The organism is Eubacteriales bacterium, assembly GCA_041390245.1.
GTDB lineage: Bacteria > Bacillota > Clostridia > Christensenellales > JAWKQI01 > JAWKQI01.
The window spans coordinates 171957-187955 of record JAWKQI010000003.1 but is presented as its reverse complement, the minus strand read 5'-3'; the positions used below and the strand labels follow the sequence as shown (position 1 = coordinate 187955).

Annotated in this window: 14 protein-coding genes; 1 reads left to right on the top strand and 13 read right to left on the bottom strand. The window is 40.0% G+C overall.

Annotated features, from left to right (window positions below):
- Window positions 1-72: 72 nt before the first annotated feature.
- The 13 genes from R2876_05275 to ilvB form a co-directional block, all read right to left on the bottom strand.
- Window positions 73-300: an HPr family phosphocarrier protein gene (locus tag R2876_05275; protein ID MEZ4358024.1), complete on the bottom strand. Its 228-nt coding sequence runs from the start codon at window positions 298-300 to the stop codon at window positions 73-75.
- Between the two features lie 441 nt (window positions 301-741).
- Window positions 742-2022 carry a glycosyl hydrolase family 18 protein gene (locus R2876_05270; GenBank protein MEZ4358023.1) on the bottom strand — a complete coding sequence of 427 codons (1281 nt, stop codon included), beginning with the start codon at window positions 2020-2022 and terminating at the stop codon, window positions 742-744.
- A 126-nt stretch (window positions 2023-2148) separates the two neighbouring features.
- A complete protein-coding gene (locus R2876_05265) occupies window positions 2149-2622 on the bottom strand; it encodes a DUF134 domain-containing protein (GenBank protein MEZ4358022.1) in 474 nt (157 codons plus the stop codon).
- A 29-nt stretch (window positions 2623-2651) separates the two neighbouring features.
- Entirely contained in the window at window positions 2652-3494 is an 843-nt protein-coding gene (locus tag R2876_05260) for an ARMT1-like domain-containing protein (protein MEZ4358021.1), read from the bottom strand.
- 150 nt (window positions 3495-3644) lie between these two features.
- Window positions 3645-3950 (bottom strand): DUF5320 domain-containing protein, encoded by a 306-nt coding sequence (locus R2876_05255; GenBank protein MEZ4358020.1) that lies wholly within the window; start codon window positions 3948-3950, stop codon window positions 3645-3647.
- A gap of 134 nt (window positions 3951-4084) precedes the next feature.
- Window positions 4085-5164, bottom strand: coding sequence for a 3-isopropylmalate dehydrogenase (leuB, locus tag R2876_05250; protein ID MEZ4358019.1), 1080 nt, complete (start codon window positions 5162-5164; stop codon window positions 4085-4087).
- On the bottom strand, window positions 5161-5652 hold the full coding sequence (gene leuD, locus R2876_05245) for a 3-isopropylmalate dehydratase small subunit (protein MEZ4358018.1): 492 nt from the start codon (window positions 5650-5652) through the stop codon (window positions 5161-5163). The genes leuB and leuD overlap by 4 nt, the downstream gene beginning before the upstream one ends.
- Before the next feature lie 24 nt (window positions 5653-5676).
- Window positions 5677-6936, bottom strand: coding sequence for a 3-isopropylmalate dehydratase large subunit (gene leuC, locus R2876_05240; protein MEZ4358017.1), 1260 nt, complete (start codon window positions 6934-6936; stop codon window positions 5677-5679).
- Window positions 6936-8507: a citramalate synthase gene (cimA, locus tag R2876_05235; protein ID MEZ4358016.1), complete on the bottom strand. Its 1572-nt coding sequence runs from the start codon at window positions 8505-8507 to the stop codon at window positions 6936-6938. Before cimA ends, leuC begins: the two co-directional genes overlap by 1 nt.
- 83 nt (window positions 8508-8590) lie before the next feature.
- Complete coding sequence (ilvD, locus tag R2876_05230) at window positions 8591-10252, bottom strand: dihydroxy-acid dehydratase (protein MEZ4358015.1); 1662 nt, start codon at window positions 10250-10252, stop codon at window positions 8591-8593.
- Window positions 10253-10296: 44 nt separating this feature from the next.
- A complete protein-coding gene (ilvC, locus tag R2876_05225; protein ID MEZ4358014.1) occupies window positions 10297-11289 on the bottom strand; it encodes a ketol-acid reductoisomerase in 993 nt (330 codons plus the stop codon).
- Window positions 11290-11291: 2 nt separating this feature from the next.
- Complete coding sequence (gene ilvN, locus R2876_05220) at window positions 11292-11813, bottom strand: acetolactate synthase small subunit (GenBank protein ID MEZ4358013.1); 522 nt, start codon at window positions 11811-11813, stop codon at window positions 11292-11294.
- A gap of 4 nt (window positions 11814-11817) precedes the next feature.
- Window positions 11818-13479: a biosynthetic-type acetolactate synthase large subunit gene (gene ilvB, locus R2876_05215; GenBank protein MEZ4358012.1), complete on the bottom strand. Its 1662-nt coding sequence runs from the start codon at window positions 13477-13479 to the stop codon at window positions 11818-11820.
- Between the two features lie 655 nt (window positions 13480-14134).
- On the opposite strand from ilvB, the gene asnB reads away from it, so the two are divergent.
- Window positions 14135-15964, top strand: coding sequence for an asparagine synthase (glutamine-hydrolyzing) (gene asnB / locus R2876_05210; GenBank protein ID MEZ4358011.1), 1830 nt, complete (start codon window positions 14135-14137; stop codon window positions 15962-15964).
- The last annotated feature ends 35 nt before the right edge of the window (window positions 15965-15999 follow it).

Genomic DNA, 15999 nt, shown 5'->3' with positions numbered 1-15999 from the left:
CTATCATTCTTAAATAGCTATCCACTTTATATAATCAAAACAAAATCTGATCTTATAAATATAGGCAGGCTGTTACACCTTATAAACTTCTAACTCTTTTAATAATTCATCACAGTCGTCACTATGTATAGTAACTTGAACGGGTTTTGTCAAATCAAGGCTAAATATTCCCATAATAGATTTTGCATCGACGATATACCTACCAGATTGCAAGTCTATATCAAAAGGTTGCCTGGCTGTTATCCTCACAAAATCCTTTGTGTCTTTTGTTAATGATAGTTTTATTTGAAATACTTTCATAATTTTCCTTCCATTTCTCTAATCATACAAAATTTTTATATCTGTAAAAAACGGCATACCAAAATCAATCGTTTTTTGTTTAGTTTTTATTTAAAGAATTGATATTATTAAATTATTTTAAAATTTGTGTAATTTTTGACAAGAGTCTTTTAACTGATGTGAATTTTTTATACCGTTTTTATTGATAATTTTATCAAATCAATAATATAAGTTGCTAATGAATAGATTTACTATATCGTTATTAATAATTAAAAAGATATTTAAGCGATGATAAAAGTCATATTCATTCCTTGCAAGTAATTATTCTATCATATTTTAATTAAAAATAATAGTGCTTTTTGAAATTTTTTTTAAAAAAATTGCAATTTTATAAGTCTTAATTTCTTTAGATTTATTTAAGCAATAAAAAAGCCGGCTGAAACCGGCTTTAATTTTTTATGTTTATAATACCTTGTTTACATTGTACATGGAATTTAAAACGATCCAATTTTGTGGGAAGTAAAAATTTATAGTCCAGTAGCTCACGCCGCCTAAGTTATACTTTTCTACCAGCCTTAATCTTGCCCTTATGCTTCTTGCATCGTCGAACCAGACCACATGCTGCCTGCCTTCGCTGTCATAATAATTAAAAAACGGCGCCTGGGATTTCTCATCATACTGGATCTGCGCCCCTACCTGCTGGGCAAGCTCGATAGCCTGCAGGTTCGACATAGAACGCGCTGACGATCCTTCGACAAATGGCAGCGTCCAATCATATCCGTAATTTGGCATGCCCATCAAAATCTTTTTACTTGGGATTACTGATACAGCATATTGCAACACTTTCTCAACCTGATCTATAGGCGATACCGCCTGCGCCGGGCCGTAAGTATACCCCCATTCATAAGTCATTATTACCACATGGTCTAACAAAGCCCCATGGACCGGATAATCGTGCGCTTCATACAATAGCCCTGGCTGGTTTGCATTTAATTTTGGAGCAATCGACGTTATGATCGCATACCCAAGTGGGCGAAGCTTTGCCACTGTTTTTCTAAGAAATGCATTATACGCTTCTCTGTCTTGCGGATATACGTATTCAAAATCTATATCCAACCCATAATAATTTTTACTGTTAAGAATCTCAACTATATTATTTAAAAGAACATCCTGGGTACCCGTGTCCGTTAGGACTACATGGGCTAGATCACTATCAAATCCCTCACCCTCAATTATATTTGTAATTACCATAATGGGGGCCACATTCTCTCCCCGTGCCGCCGTTATCAGCGGAGTATCATTTATCGTTGAAAGGGTACCGTTAGGTTTTACTGTATAGCTGAAAATACTTAAATATGTAAGGTTAGGGAGTGTCTTTGATAAAACGTCTCTGTTAATACTAGGGAAAGCATAACCGTTGACATCTATAGTCCTTTTTTGCTGTGCGCCTCTTGGGACTGTTACTATCTGCCCGATCTGTAGCTGCGCCGGGTTAGTTATGCCAGGATTTGCTGCAAGCAGATTAGATACGGTCGTTCCGTACATGCGTGCAATAGAATAAAGCGACTGCCCGGCTGTAACCCTGTGCTTAATATCCTCCAATACTATAACAAGCGCTTGACCGGCCATTAATCTGCTGTCGTCGCTTATAGCATTGTTATCTATAATTGATTGCGGCGTTACGCCATATTTCTGAGCGATCGAATAGACGCTGTCGACTGGTTTTACTATGTATATTTCCAAAACCTATCACACCCCTATAATAATTTTACATGCGTTAATTTATTATATGAAGTGTGATTATCTCTAGTTACCGGTCTTAAGATATTAGACAAAAAACGCCATTAAAATAGCATAAATCTTTTAATGTTATTCATTATGTCCGCGTCTCCGGCAATTTTTACCGCAGGCTTTTCCTTTGCAGTTCTTTTCGCATACAACGTTATTTGAATTGCATTCTGGGCAGGAATATGCTCCGTTTTTAATTTTCTCCAAATTCTCGTAGCTTTCCGTCCATACATTACCACAATTAAGGCATTTGACAGCGCATATATTACGTGTAAAGTTGCCGCCTTCAATATGTATTGCTTTCCCTTTAATAAGGCTATCCGCTATCTTCTCCCTTGCAGAAATAAGTATGCGCTGAAATGTCGGGCGGGAAACCTCCATCCTTTGGGCACACTCCTCTTGTTCGAGGCCTTCTAAATCTTTTAAACGAATCGCCTCTAATTCTTCTAGTTTTAATATATTTTTAGGGAGATCGCATACACCTTTTTCAGATGGGACAAAGTGCGAGAATAAAGGAACATTTTCTATCCTTCTCCATTTAACAGGTCTTGCCATATTATTTACTCCGTTTTAAGATTTTTAATTTATTTATTTTTAAAAACGTATTCGTATAAATCAACATCTAACATACTGGATATTTTGGGACATTTTGCTTTTAACAAGAAAAATACTTTTCTGTTATAATCGCTTAAAGCCTCAAAATTTCCCTGCCCTTTGCTTATTACTATATCTGCGGTATTAAATATATTTAGGAACTCATTGCTGCACTCTTTTAAGATCAAACCCGGTGCGCTGCATCCGGTAGATATTATCTTAGTGCATTCACCAAGCCCGGAATCATAAGCCTCTTTTTCCGTAGTGTCGTTTAAAACAGGCTCGCTTCTAACGGCATAAGTGATATTAATATCAGGTAAATTCTCGATAAAAACCTTGTCAAAGACAGTTTCCCCTGCATTATCACCTAAAATCAAGAGGCTTTTAGCTGTCTTTAACTTTTCTTCAAAGATGTCTATATCACATACTACAAATTTTCTTTCAAGTTCTTCTTCAACTACACTTTCAATGTCCTTTATATTAATAATCGCAGAATCGATAATATTACCCGTGGCAGCTACCTTAAGTGCCCAATAATTGCTTCCATCTTTTTCCTTTAAAAAGCGTTTTAACATCGGGTATACCTTTTTAGCCTCTTCCATATCCCGTAGCTTAATCTTTCGGTATGGGTCCAAAACACCCGTATACTTTTTAACTATATTGTGCATTGCCCTTCCCATATCCGGTGAACATTTAAAGTTTTTATAATTTGAAAGAACCTTTAGCGATTCCTCCATTATTTTTTCCTGTAATTTGGTATCGTTAGTTACCATACGCGAAGCCTCAAGAACCTGCCTCAATGTGCAGGGCAGGCAATCTAGAAATATTTCCATTTTATCTCCCTAATGCTGCCAAAAATTTTTACACGTTAAGTTTACAAGCGTTATTAGCTTATGTCAATTATAATATCCTCTTATTTGATTTGCATTACTTAAATTAAGAGAAAAGTCTAGAAGACTTTTCTCTTAATAGTTAAACTTAGTTTACTCTTTCTCAATGTCTGAAATTCTGTTTTTCACTTCTTTAAGCCTGTCTTGTAAATACTCCGCTTGCCGGATTAACAGCTCTTTTCTCTGTACGTCGGATAAATCACTATCAGCATATCGACATCCAAAGTGTACCCATCTTGGTGTTTTTACTAAATCTTCGTTTATGTTTTCATAATTAAAATTTCTAGCTCTATATCTTTGGCTGGCCGTATACCCACGATTAAAATTACGTGTACAAAAAATACCTCTGCCTCTCACCGGTGTATCAAAAACAGGGCCTGTTCCATCTCTTCCTGGCATTTTTATTTCCTCCTTTAAAAATATATTATTAGCATATGCTCATAATTATTATAATTATATTATGGTCATATGTCAATAATTTTATTAAAGAACATAAAAAAAGCTGCTCTTTTTAGCAGCCTCTTTAAAATAAATTAAAGTTCGTTGATCTCACGTATTATCTGCTCTGTCATTTCAGTACATGAGACAGCTTTTGCACCTTGCGTAGCAATATCCTTTGTTTTATATCCTTTATCAAGGGTCTTATAAACAGCATCTTCAATACATTTTGCCTCTTTATCCAGGTCAAAAGACAACCTTAACATCATTGCCACGGATAAAATAGTGGCTATTGGATTTGCGATATCTTTCCCTGCGATATCAGGCGCAGAACCATGTATCGGCTCATACATGCCTCGCTTCGACTCACCCAGAGACGCTGAAGACAGCATCCCTATAGAACCTGTCAACTGAGAGGCTTCATCGGATAAAATATCTCCGAAAAGGTTGCTTGTAACTATAACATCAAACTGTGCCGGATTAGCGATAAGCTGCATTGCAGCATTGTCTACCAGCATATCGCGGTATTCAATGCCCGGATAATTTTTAGCAAGTTCGTGCATAGTTTCGCGCCAAAGCCGCGAGCTCTCAAGAACATTTGCCTTGTCTATGCTGCACACTTTTCCCTGACGTTTTCCAGCAACTTCAAAAGCAATTTTCCCTATACGCTCAATTTCTTTAACACTGTATTTTTCTGTATCAAAAGCTTCCTGCCCGTCTTTGCCTTCTGCCCGTCCTCTTTCTCCGAAATAGATACCGCCTGTCAATTCACGAACGATCAGTATGTCAAACCCTTTTTCGATAATGTCCTCACGCAGCGGAGAAGCATCTTTTAAATTAGGTATTAGTTTAACAGGGCGCAGATTTGCATATAGCTCCAAACCTTTCCTGATACCAAGCAAAGCTCTTTCCGGCCTTAAATGCCCCGGAAGCGTATCCCACTTTGGCCCTCCAACCGCGCCTAAAAGCACACTATCGCTTTCAAGGCAGATTTTCATGGTCTCTTCCGGAAGCGGCTCGCCGTATAAGTCTATAGCCCTTCCTCCGGCAGCAGCTTTTTTAAAACAAAACCTGTGCCCGTATTTTTCACCAACAGTTTCCAATACTTTTATGGCTGATGACATTATTTCAGGGCCTATTCCGTCCCCTTCTACAATTGCGATACCAAACTTCATTTTGCACCTCTTTTTAAGGCTTTCAGTGAATTCAAAAGCCCACCGTTGTCTATTATATTTTGCAGAAACTCTGGAAAAGCCGTAAATTCATAAGTCTGATTTTTTGTTATATTAAATACTTTCCCTTCAGAAAAGTCTATTTCAAGCTCGTCTCCATCATCTATGTCCGCTGAAAGCTCTATGATGGGAAGCCCTATATTTATCGCATTTCTATAAAATATTCTGGCAAAACTCTTTGCTATGATACATGAAATACCGGATTCTTTTATAGAGATCGGCGCATGTTCACGCGAAGAACCGCACCCGAAGTTATTGTCTGCAACCATTATGTCGCCTGGTTTTACGCGAGTGACAAAAGTTTTGTCTATATCCTCCATGCAGTGCTTTGCCAGTTCCTTCGGATCAGAAGTATTTAAATATCTAGCAGGTATTATAACATCTGTGTCGACGTTATCGCCGTATTTCAAAACTGTGCCTTTAACTTTCATTTACTTTCTCCTTTCGTTTTTACCTTATATAGCTTGAGGAGAAGTTATTTCTCCGGTTAATGCGCAGGCCGCGGCAGTCTCAGGGCTCGCAAGATATACTTCGCTCTTTGTATCTCCCATTCGGCCGATGAAGTTCCTGTTGGTAGTGGCTACACAGCGCTCGCCTTTTGCCAATATCCCCATGTGTCCGCCAAGGCACGGCCCGCATGTCGGCGTAGATACAGCGCATCCTGCCTCTACGAATGTTTGTAAAAGCCCCATCTTCATTGCTTCTAAATATATTTTTTGTGTCGCAGGTATAACAATGACTCTTATTCCCTTTGCGACTTTTTTGCCTTTTATGATCTCAGCAGCAGCAACTAGATCGGAAAGTCTTCCGTTAGTGCAAGAGCCGATTACAACCTGGTCTATCTTTATTTTCCCAATTTCGTCAAAGTTCTTTACATTTTCCGGTAAATGCGGGAATGCTACAACAGGGCGTATCTTAGATAAATCTATGTCCATTACGCTTTCATATTCTGCATCGGCATCGGCAGCGAATATTTTTGGTTCCCTGTTGCTATGCTCTTTTATATAATCGATAGTTATATCATCTACAGGGAAAATTCCGTTTTTGGCACCTGCCTCTATAGCCATATTGCAGATGCAAAGCCTATCGTCTATAGTCAGGTTTTTAACACCGTCGCCAGTGAATTCCATAGAGCGGTAAAGTGCACCGTCTACGCCTATTTTACCGATTATATAAAGGATTACGTCTTTTCCTGATACATATTTATTTAGCTTTCCGGTAAGGTTAAATTTCATAGCTGCCGGCACCTTAAGCCATACTTTCCCATATGCCATAGCTGCAGCCATGTCCGTTGAACCAACGCCTGTTGAAAACGCACCCAGTGCCCCGTAAGTACATGTATGGCTGTCTGCCCCTATAACTAAATCCCCGGCTACTACCAGGCCTTTTTCAGGCAAAAGCGCATGCTCAACTCCCATTTCACCTACGTCGAAGAAATTTACAATTTCTTTTTCTGCCGCAAATTCACGGACTTTTTTACATTGTTCTGCTGCTTTTATATCCTTATTCGGCGTAAAATGGTCTAAGACCATTGCTATCTTACTGCCGTTAAATACACATGAACAGCCCGCCTTGTTAAACTCGTTTATCGCAACAGGAGAGGTGATATCGTTTCCAAGAACGAGATCGACATCTGCCATTATCATGTCGCCCGCCTTAACGTTTTTCTCCCCGCAGTGAAAGGCGAGTATTTTTTGAGTCATTGTCATTCCCATTATATTTTCCCTGCTTTCTTATATAGTATATATTCAATAGAATCTGCCAAAGCCTGCCAGCTTGCAGCGATTATGTCGGTAGATACGCCTACAGTAGTCCATACGTCCTCCCCGTCTGAGCTTTCGATCAAAACACGGACTTTAGATCCCGTCGTATGCTCCGCCGTCAGTACACGTACCTTATAATCGGTAAGACGCACTTTTTTAAGCTCCGGGTAAAATACGCAAAGCGCTTTTCTAAGTGCAAGGTCCAGCGCGTGCACCGGGCCATTGCCGACTGCTGCCGTAGTTTCATCTTTTCCGTCAACTATGATCTTTATCATAGCAGAAGCACTCATCTCTCCGTCTGGAGATGGAAACTCACCGCTCGTCTTATACATATTGAGCTTGAAATGAGGCTTAAACCTGCCTAGAACATCTAGAACCATAAGTTCAAAACTGGCATCTGCCGATTCAAACTGATATCCTTCATGTTCCATTTCCTTTAAATGCTTTATTATCTGAGCAGTTTCATGTGAATCCTTGCTTAATTCCGGTGCAATGGTAGCTATTTTTGCAAGTACCATAGACCTTCCTGCAACTTCGCTCATTAAAAACCTTCTCGTATTTCCAACTAAGGCCGGATCTACATGTTCAAAAGAAGATGTTATCTTCGTTACTCCGTCTATATGCATACCGCCTTTGTGAGCAAAAGCGCTTGCACCGACATATGGTTTGTTAGAAGGCAAAGCGATATTGCATATTTCAGACAGTACATGCGCAGTGTCTGTTAACTTGGTTAGCCCCCCCTCAATACATGTATATCCGCGTTTTAACTGCATATTCGGGATAAAAACGCTTAAATCGGTATTTCCGGCACGCTCTCCTATTCCTAAAAATGTCCCCTGGACATGTTTGGCACCCGCATTTACAGCCAGCATAGAAGAAGCAACTGCACAGCCCGTATCATTGTGGCAGTGTATCCCGATACGGATGTCTGAAAACCTGTCACGAACCATTTTAGTTACCTCAAATACCTCTGTTGGTGTAGCACCTCCGTTGGTATCGCATAGGCAGAGCACATCTGCACCGGCTCTTGCCGCTGCATCAAGTACATCAAAAGCATATTTTCCGTTAGCTTTATATCCGTCGAAAAAATGCTCCGCGTCAAATATAACCTCTTTACTTTGTTTTTTGAAAAAGGATACCGTATCTTCAACTAAAGATAAATTTTCATCAAGCGTTGCATTGAGTATTTTAAAAACATGCAGATCCCAAGCTTTTCCGAATATAGCAACAGAATCCGTTTTTGCTTTTAAAAGCGAAACAACATTTTTATCTTCCTCAACCGCAAGATTTTTTCGCCTGGTGCTTCCAAAGGCACAGAGTTTGGCATTTTTAAGTTTCATCTTCGAAGCTTTCTCGAAAAACTCTATATCCTTAGGGTTAGAGCCAGGGTTACCTGCTTCGATATATGCTACTCCGAAGTCGTCCAGCGCTTTTACGATATTCAATTTGTCCTGCACGGAAAAAGATATACCTTCGCTTTGTGCTCCGTCGCGCAGTGTGCTGTCAAAAATCTCCAGCCTCATATTTTTTCCTTTCTTTGTAAGAGAAACTAAAAGTTACTATAAAATGTAACTTTTTTGCCCTCTATATCTAAATTATAAAAATTCTAATTAAGAACGGCGCCTTTGTCCGCCGAGGAAACCATTCTTGCATACCGTTTAAGGTATCCGCTCAATTCCTCCGGCTTTTTAAGGCTCATCGTCGCTTTTCTCTTTTCGATTTCAGACGGCGAAACATCTAAATTGATAGAACAGTTATTTATGTCAATAGATATTTTATCTCCGTCTTTAACGTAAGCTATAAGACCTCCGGCAGCGGCTTCCGGCGAAACATGCCCAATGGCAGCTCCGCGCGTTGCGCCTGAGAAACGCCCGTCTGTTATAAGGGCGACGCAGTCGTCTAATCCCATACCGGCCAGTGCAGATGTCGGGGACAGCATTTCGCGCATTCCCGGCCCTCCTGCCGGGCCTTCATAGCGTATGACTACTACATCCCCCGGTTTTATCTCTTTTGCGTAAATAGCCTTTATGGCCTCCTGTTCGCTGTCAAATGCCCTTGCAGTGCCCGTATAGCAAAGCATTTTTTCTTTAACAGCACTTCTCTTTACAACTGCACCGTTTTTAGCAAGGTTGCCAAACAATACAGCCAGCCCGCCTACCTTTGCATATGGTTTATCTATCGAGTGTATGACTTCATAATCCTTGACTTTAACGCCTACCAGGTTTTCCTTAATGGTCTTTCCATTTGCGGTTAAAAGAGACGTATCAATAAGTCCTGCCTTATCTAGTTCAGACATTATTGCATATATGCCTCCTGCCCTGTATAAATCCTGAACGTGGTGGTTGCCTGCTGGTGCGATTTTGCATAAATTCGGTACTTTAGCGCTTATATCGTTTATCGTGTGTAAATCAAAATCTAATCCAAGCTCATTTATTATAGCTGCCAAATGAAGGACTGTATTTGTAGAACATCCAAGCGCCATATCCACTACTAAAGCATTATGGATTGATTTTTCACATAATATATCCCGTACGCATGTATTGTTTTTAACCAGATCCATTACCGCCTCTCCGGCGTCTTTGGCAAGCCTTATCCTTTCGGCATAGACTGCAGGTATAGTCCCGTTACCTGGAAGCGCAAGCCCTACGACCTCAGTCAGGCAGTTCATAGAGTTAGCCGTGAACATGCCGGAACAAGATCCGCATCCCGGGCAGGAACTCCCCTCAACTTCGCATAATTCTTCTTCGCTTATAGTTCCGTTTTTATATGCGCCTACCGCTTCAAAAACACTGTTTAAATCGCGGTAATTTCCATTAGTATCCGGGAGGGAAAGCATAGGTCCGCCCGAAACAAATACGGAAGGAAGATTAAGCCTTGCAGCAGCCATAAGCATACCCGGCACTATTTTATCGCAGTTAGGTATAAAAACCAGCCCGTCAAAGCTGTGTGCCTTTGCCATACATTCAACACTGTCCGCTATTATCTCACGTGTGCAAAGCGAATATTTCATGCCGGTATGCCCCATTGCAATACCATCGCATACAGCTATAGTATTAAACTCTATAGGGGTACCACCTGCTGCTAAGACTCCGTCCTTAACCGCACGTGAAATCTGCTGCAAGTGTATATGCCCGGGCACAACTTCGTTAAACGAATTTACGATGCCAATTATGGGTTTTCTTATTTGTTTATCCGTTAATCCGCAGGCCTTGAGCAAAGACCGGTGCGGAGCGCGTTCTGCGCCTTTTTTTATATTATCTGAAATCAATTTATTAAAACCTTTCATTAATTAAAGATGGCTTAAACACCTAACTATTTCTTCTGCCAGATCATCTGGGAACGAAGTTTTTCTCCTGTTTTTTCAACAAGGCTGTCTTTTTCAATTCTTCTTCTGGCATTAAAGTTAGGACGGTTTGCCTTATTTTCAAGTATCCAGTTGCGGGCAAATGTTCCATCTTTTATTTCATTTAAAACCTTTTTCATTTCATTCTTCGTCTCATCAGTTATAATACGGTTCCCTATCATATAATCACCGTATTCAGCTGTATCGCTTATCGAATAACGCATATATGAAAGCCCGCCTGCATTAACTAAATCTATAATAAGCTTCATCTCATGAACGCACTCAAAGGATGCGCTTTCAGGCTGGTATCCTGCCTCTACAAGTGTATCAAATCCGGCTTTCATAAGAGCTGCAACACCGCCGCAAAGGACTGCCTGCTCACCGAAAAGGTCTGTTTCTGTTTCTTCTTTAAATGTGGTCTCAAGGATTCCCGCTCTTGCAGCACCGATTCCTGCGGCATATGCAAGCGCTGTTTCCAATGCTTTTCCGGTATAGTTCTGCTGAACTGCTACTAAGCATGGAACTCCTCTTCCTTCTTGATACTGGCTGCGGACTGTATGTCCCGGGCCTTTTGGAGCGATCATAACGATATCAACGTCTTCAGGAGGCGTAACCTGACCAAAATGGATATTAAATCCATGTGCGAAAGCCAATGTCATACCGGATTTAAGGTTTGGTGCAATGTCCTTTTTATATAGATCAGGTTGTTTTTCGTCGTTAACCAAAATCATAACTATATCCGCTGCTTTAACTGCATCTGCCGTAAGTTTAACGTCTAGTCCTGCCTCTTTGGCTATTTTAGCAGACTTGGATCCTTCATAAAGCCCAACGACTACGTTTACTCCGCTTTCTTTTAAGTTAAGCGCATGTGCGTGCCCCTGGCTTCCATAGCCTACGACAGCCACTGTCTTTCCTTTTAAGACGTCAAGATTGCAGTCCTTTTCATAAAATAATTTTGCCATTTTTAATTTTCCTCCTCGGTTTTCTTATCCTTTAATTTATATTCTCCTCGGCCCATTGCGGTAACGCCTGTTCTGCAAAGTTCAGTTATACCAAATGAGCTTATATACTCAATAAATGCATTGATTTTAGCTGTCTCGCCCGTTATTTCAATAATAAGCGATGCAGGTGACATATCAATGACTTTTGCCCTGAAAACATTGACGGCTTCAAAAATTTCGCTTCTTTTACTCGGCTGAGCTTTTACTTTCACTAATAAAAGCTCCCTTAAAACTGTCCTCTCTCTGTCCATAAGCTCCACTTTTTTAACGTCGTGCAATTTTTCTAGCTGCCTTATTATCTGTTCCTTTATATAGTCCTCAACCGTCGCAGTTATCGTTATACGGGAAAACTCGCTGTTCTCCGTTTCACCGACAGATAAGCTGTCTATATTAAAGCCTCTTCTGGCAAACAGCCCAGACACTCTTGTGAGTACCCCAGATTCGTTATTCACAATGGCTGAGATTACAAATCTTTCTTTTTTCATCATACTACCTCCTTAAAAGAATGTCTTTTATAGTCCCGCCTGGTATAATCATCGGCAGAACTTTTTCGTCCTTATCTATCGTAGCATCAATAACCACCGGGCCGTTTTGGTCAAACGCTTCTTTTAAAACGTCTTTTAGTTTGGTGAAATCATTTAAGTGTATGCCTTTTGCTCCCATGGCATTTGCAACTTCGGCGAAATCTGTCTTCCTGTCTATAACAGTATTTGAGTAACGGCTTCCAAAGAAAATATCCTGCCACTGGCGAACCATACCAAGAACACGGTTGTTTAAGACTATAACAACTATCGGCAGTTTATTTGTAACAGCAGTCGCAAGTTCTATAAAATTCATATGGAAGCTTCCGTCTCCCGTAAATAGTACTGTACGTTTTTTGTCAGAACCAATACATGCACCTATCGCAGCCCCTAATCCAAAGCCCATGGTTCCAAGGCCTCCGGACGTTATGAATGTACGTGGCTTCTCAAAACGATAGTATTGCGCTACCCACATTTGGTGCTGTCCTACGTCTGTAACTATTATTGTATCATCATTTGTCATGCCGCGCACTGTTTCTATCAAACATTGCGGATTAAGTTCGTTCTTAGGCATGCAAACAGTATTTTCATATGAATTTTTAATTTTGGCAACTTCTTCTTTCCACTCTTTACGCGTTTGCTTCTTTATCGCCGCTAAGAGTTTATCAAGAACTTCCTTTACGTCTCCAACTAGTGAAACATAAGCCGGAACGTTCTTGCCTATTTCAGCTGGATCTATGTCAATATGAATGATTTTGCGGCCTTTTGCATACTCCTTTGTATTGCCTGTTGCTCTGTCGGAAAAACGTGTCCCGACGGCAATTATAAGGTCTGATTCCGCCATTGCCCTTGAAGCACCGTATTTCCCATGCATCCCTGTCATCCCTAAGAACTCTGGTAAGCTGTTTGAAATAGCGGTTAGCCCCATCATGCTTGAGCCTACCGGAGCGTCTATTTTCTCTGCAAGTGCCTTTATTTCCTCACCTGCATCTGACATAACAACCCCGCCGCCGATATAGATAAACGGCTTTTTGGCTTTTTCTATAATTTTTGTGGCTTCATCCATCATACTTAAGTCAATGACTTTAGAGTGTGAAGCTTCGTATTTTTTAGCTTCTTTATAATCGTATTCAGTGACCTGAATGTCCTTAGGCACGTCAATTAAAACCGGCCCCGGCCTGCCTTCATTAGCTATTTTAAATGCCTGCCTTATCGTATCGGCAAGCTTTGTAATATCCTTTACGATATAGTTATGCTTTGTAATAGGCATCGTAATGCCGAATATGTCCACTTCCTGGAAGCTGTCCCTGCCGATTAAACCGCAAGGTACGTTGCCTGTTATAAAAACCATAGGAGTAGAATCGAGATATGCAGTTGCGATACCCGTAATTAAATTCGTTGCACCCGGGCCAGAAGTAGCGATTACGACGCCGGTCTTACCCGTAGTACGCGCGTATCCGTCAGCGGCATGCGCGGCTCCTTGCTCGTGGCAGGAAAGATAGTGTTTGATTTTAGATGATGATTTGTAAAGCTCGTCATAGATGTTTATTACCATTCCGCCTGGATAACCAAAAACGGTATCTACACCTTGCTCTATCAGCGTATTTACTATGATAGCTGCACCATTCATATTTTTTCTCCTTTCTGTTATGTGACATAAGTCAAAATATTTTTCTTAAACTTTAAAAAATAAAACCCTGCGGCGCTTTGCACAACAGGGCTTAGTTTTGAATGTATGTTCATACGGACTTAAATATATCTTTATATCATTCGAATTTTCCTGTTTTATGCAAGCGCCAATTTACACTACCAATTTTGCCTATAATGACAAGGACGAAATTGATAATGCTGATAATAATTATGACGTTGACGACTGCAAACAGAAAATTCGTCATGACAAAAACTCCAAATCAAATTTTATTTGTATCAGTTTAACATAGCATAAATTCTTTGTCAATAAAATTTCTTCCCTCTAAAACTATAATTTGTAAGTTGTTTTATTGAAAATATATGCTTAGTTGCACTATAAATATATGCAATTCTTTTAAACGTTGTTATTTACCTTTGTTCTAATGAAATTAAAACTAAGTTTTTTGTGGTGTTATTTTCTTCTTCAAGCATATATTAAATATATGGAGTTAGCTTTTTAATAAGCTAAACACAAACTTTATTATATTGGTGCCGGTTAAACTCATCAAAACTTGATTGGCGGGCAATAATAAAAATACTTTGGCAAAGGCGTCTTAGCATTTTGGCGTCTTTGTGCCTGTTTAGGGAGGATTCATATGTGCTCTATTTGCGGACTTGTTGATTTTTCAAAAAGAGAGAAGGTTTCAAAAGAAATAGTTTTAAAGATGGGAAGCGTAATGGCTCACAGAGGGCCGGACCAAAACGGCCTTTTTGTAGATGAAAATGCAGTTTTCCAGCATAACCGTCTGGCAGTCATCGATATCGAAAACGGCCTCCAGCCAATGACCAGGATTTTTAACGGCAAAGAATACACAATTGTATATAACGGTGAAATATACAACATGGATGAACTGAAAAACGAGCTCTTAAAGTATGGTGTCACCTTTGAAACACGGTGCGATACTGAAATAGTCCTTTATACATATATCATATTCAAAGAAAAATGTGCGGAAAAATTAAACGGCATCTTTGCCTTCGCCATACTTGATAAAGACGATAAAAAAGTCTATATAGCGAGGGACCGATTCGGAATAAAGCCGCTTTTTTATATTAAACTTAACACTACGTTCCTGTTTGCATCAGAAGTTAAGGCTTTGCTTAAACATCCGGATGTTGCACCTAAAATAGATAAATACGGGCTTTGGCAGCTTTTATATCTTTCACCTGTACGGTTAAATGGTATAAGCATTTTTAAAGATATATACGAAATAAAACCTGCCTGCTACGCGGTTTTAACTGCCGAAGAATTTAAAATAACCCAATATTGGTCCTTTAAGGCGGAAGAATTTAACGAAGACAGAGATACGGCAATTGAACATACAAGGGAGCTTCTTATAGATGCTATTAAGCGCCAGCTTGTTTCCGATGCTCCGCTTTGTACATTTTTATCAGGAGGCTTGGATTCCTCTGTAATAACCTCTGTTGCAGCAAAAGAATACCAAAAAAACGGTATGGTTTTGTCGTCTTATTCGTTTGAATATGAAGGTAATAAAGAGAACTTCAAAAGCACCCTTTTCCAGCCACAGGGAGATGACCAATATGCCATACTGCTTGCCAAATACCTGAAAACAAACCATACAGTATTGACAGCACCAACTGCAGAAGTGGCAAATGCCCTCTTTGAAGCTACGACTGCAAGAGATATGCCTGGGCAGGCGGATATCGATTCTTCGCTGCTTTATTACTGCAGAAAAGTAAAAGAAAACCATACCGTAGCGATTTCCGGCGAATGTTCGGATGAAATTTTTGGCGGGTATCCGTGGTTTTACCGTGAAGAAATGCTTAAAAAGAATTTCTTCCCATGGATCCATGATCCATTTAAACGTATAAACCTCTTTGACGACAGTATTGTAAAATCAAATGAGGGCTTTGAATATCTCTCTAACGCTTACACTAAGAGCCTCTCGCAATGCCCGGTCTTAGATTCTGACACCCCCTCTATGGCACAGAGCAGAAGGGCCGTCTGGCTATCTGTAAATTACTTCATGACATCGCTTTTAGAGAGGAAAGACCGAATGAGCATGGCCAGTGGAGTTGAGGTGCGTGTACCGTTTGCAGACCACCGAATAATGGAGTACGTTTTTAACGTTCCATGGGAGATACGTTTTGAAGGGAACGTCGAAAAAGCATTGCTTAGAAATGCTATGAAAGATTACCTGCCAAACGAAATATTAAACCGTAAAAAAAGCCCCTATCCAAAAACTCATAATCCCGAGTATGAAACCATCGTACTCTCAATGCTCGAAAAAAGGCTTTCATCACCTGATTCAGTTGTGTCAAGGCTTATAGATAAAAAGGCATTTAAAGAATTTCTCTCTTCGGAAAATACAACTTGGTTTGGCCAGCTTATGTCTAGGCCGCAAATGATTGCCTGGCTTATACAGCTTGATTACTGGTTTTATAAATACAAAGTGGATTTTGTATAATATAAAAACTGCTCAAGACGTAAGCTTCTTGGGCA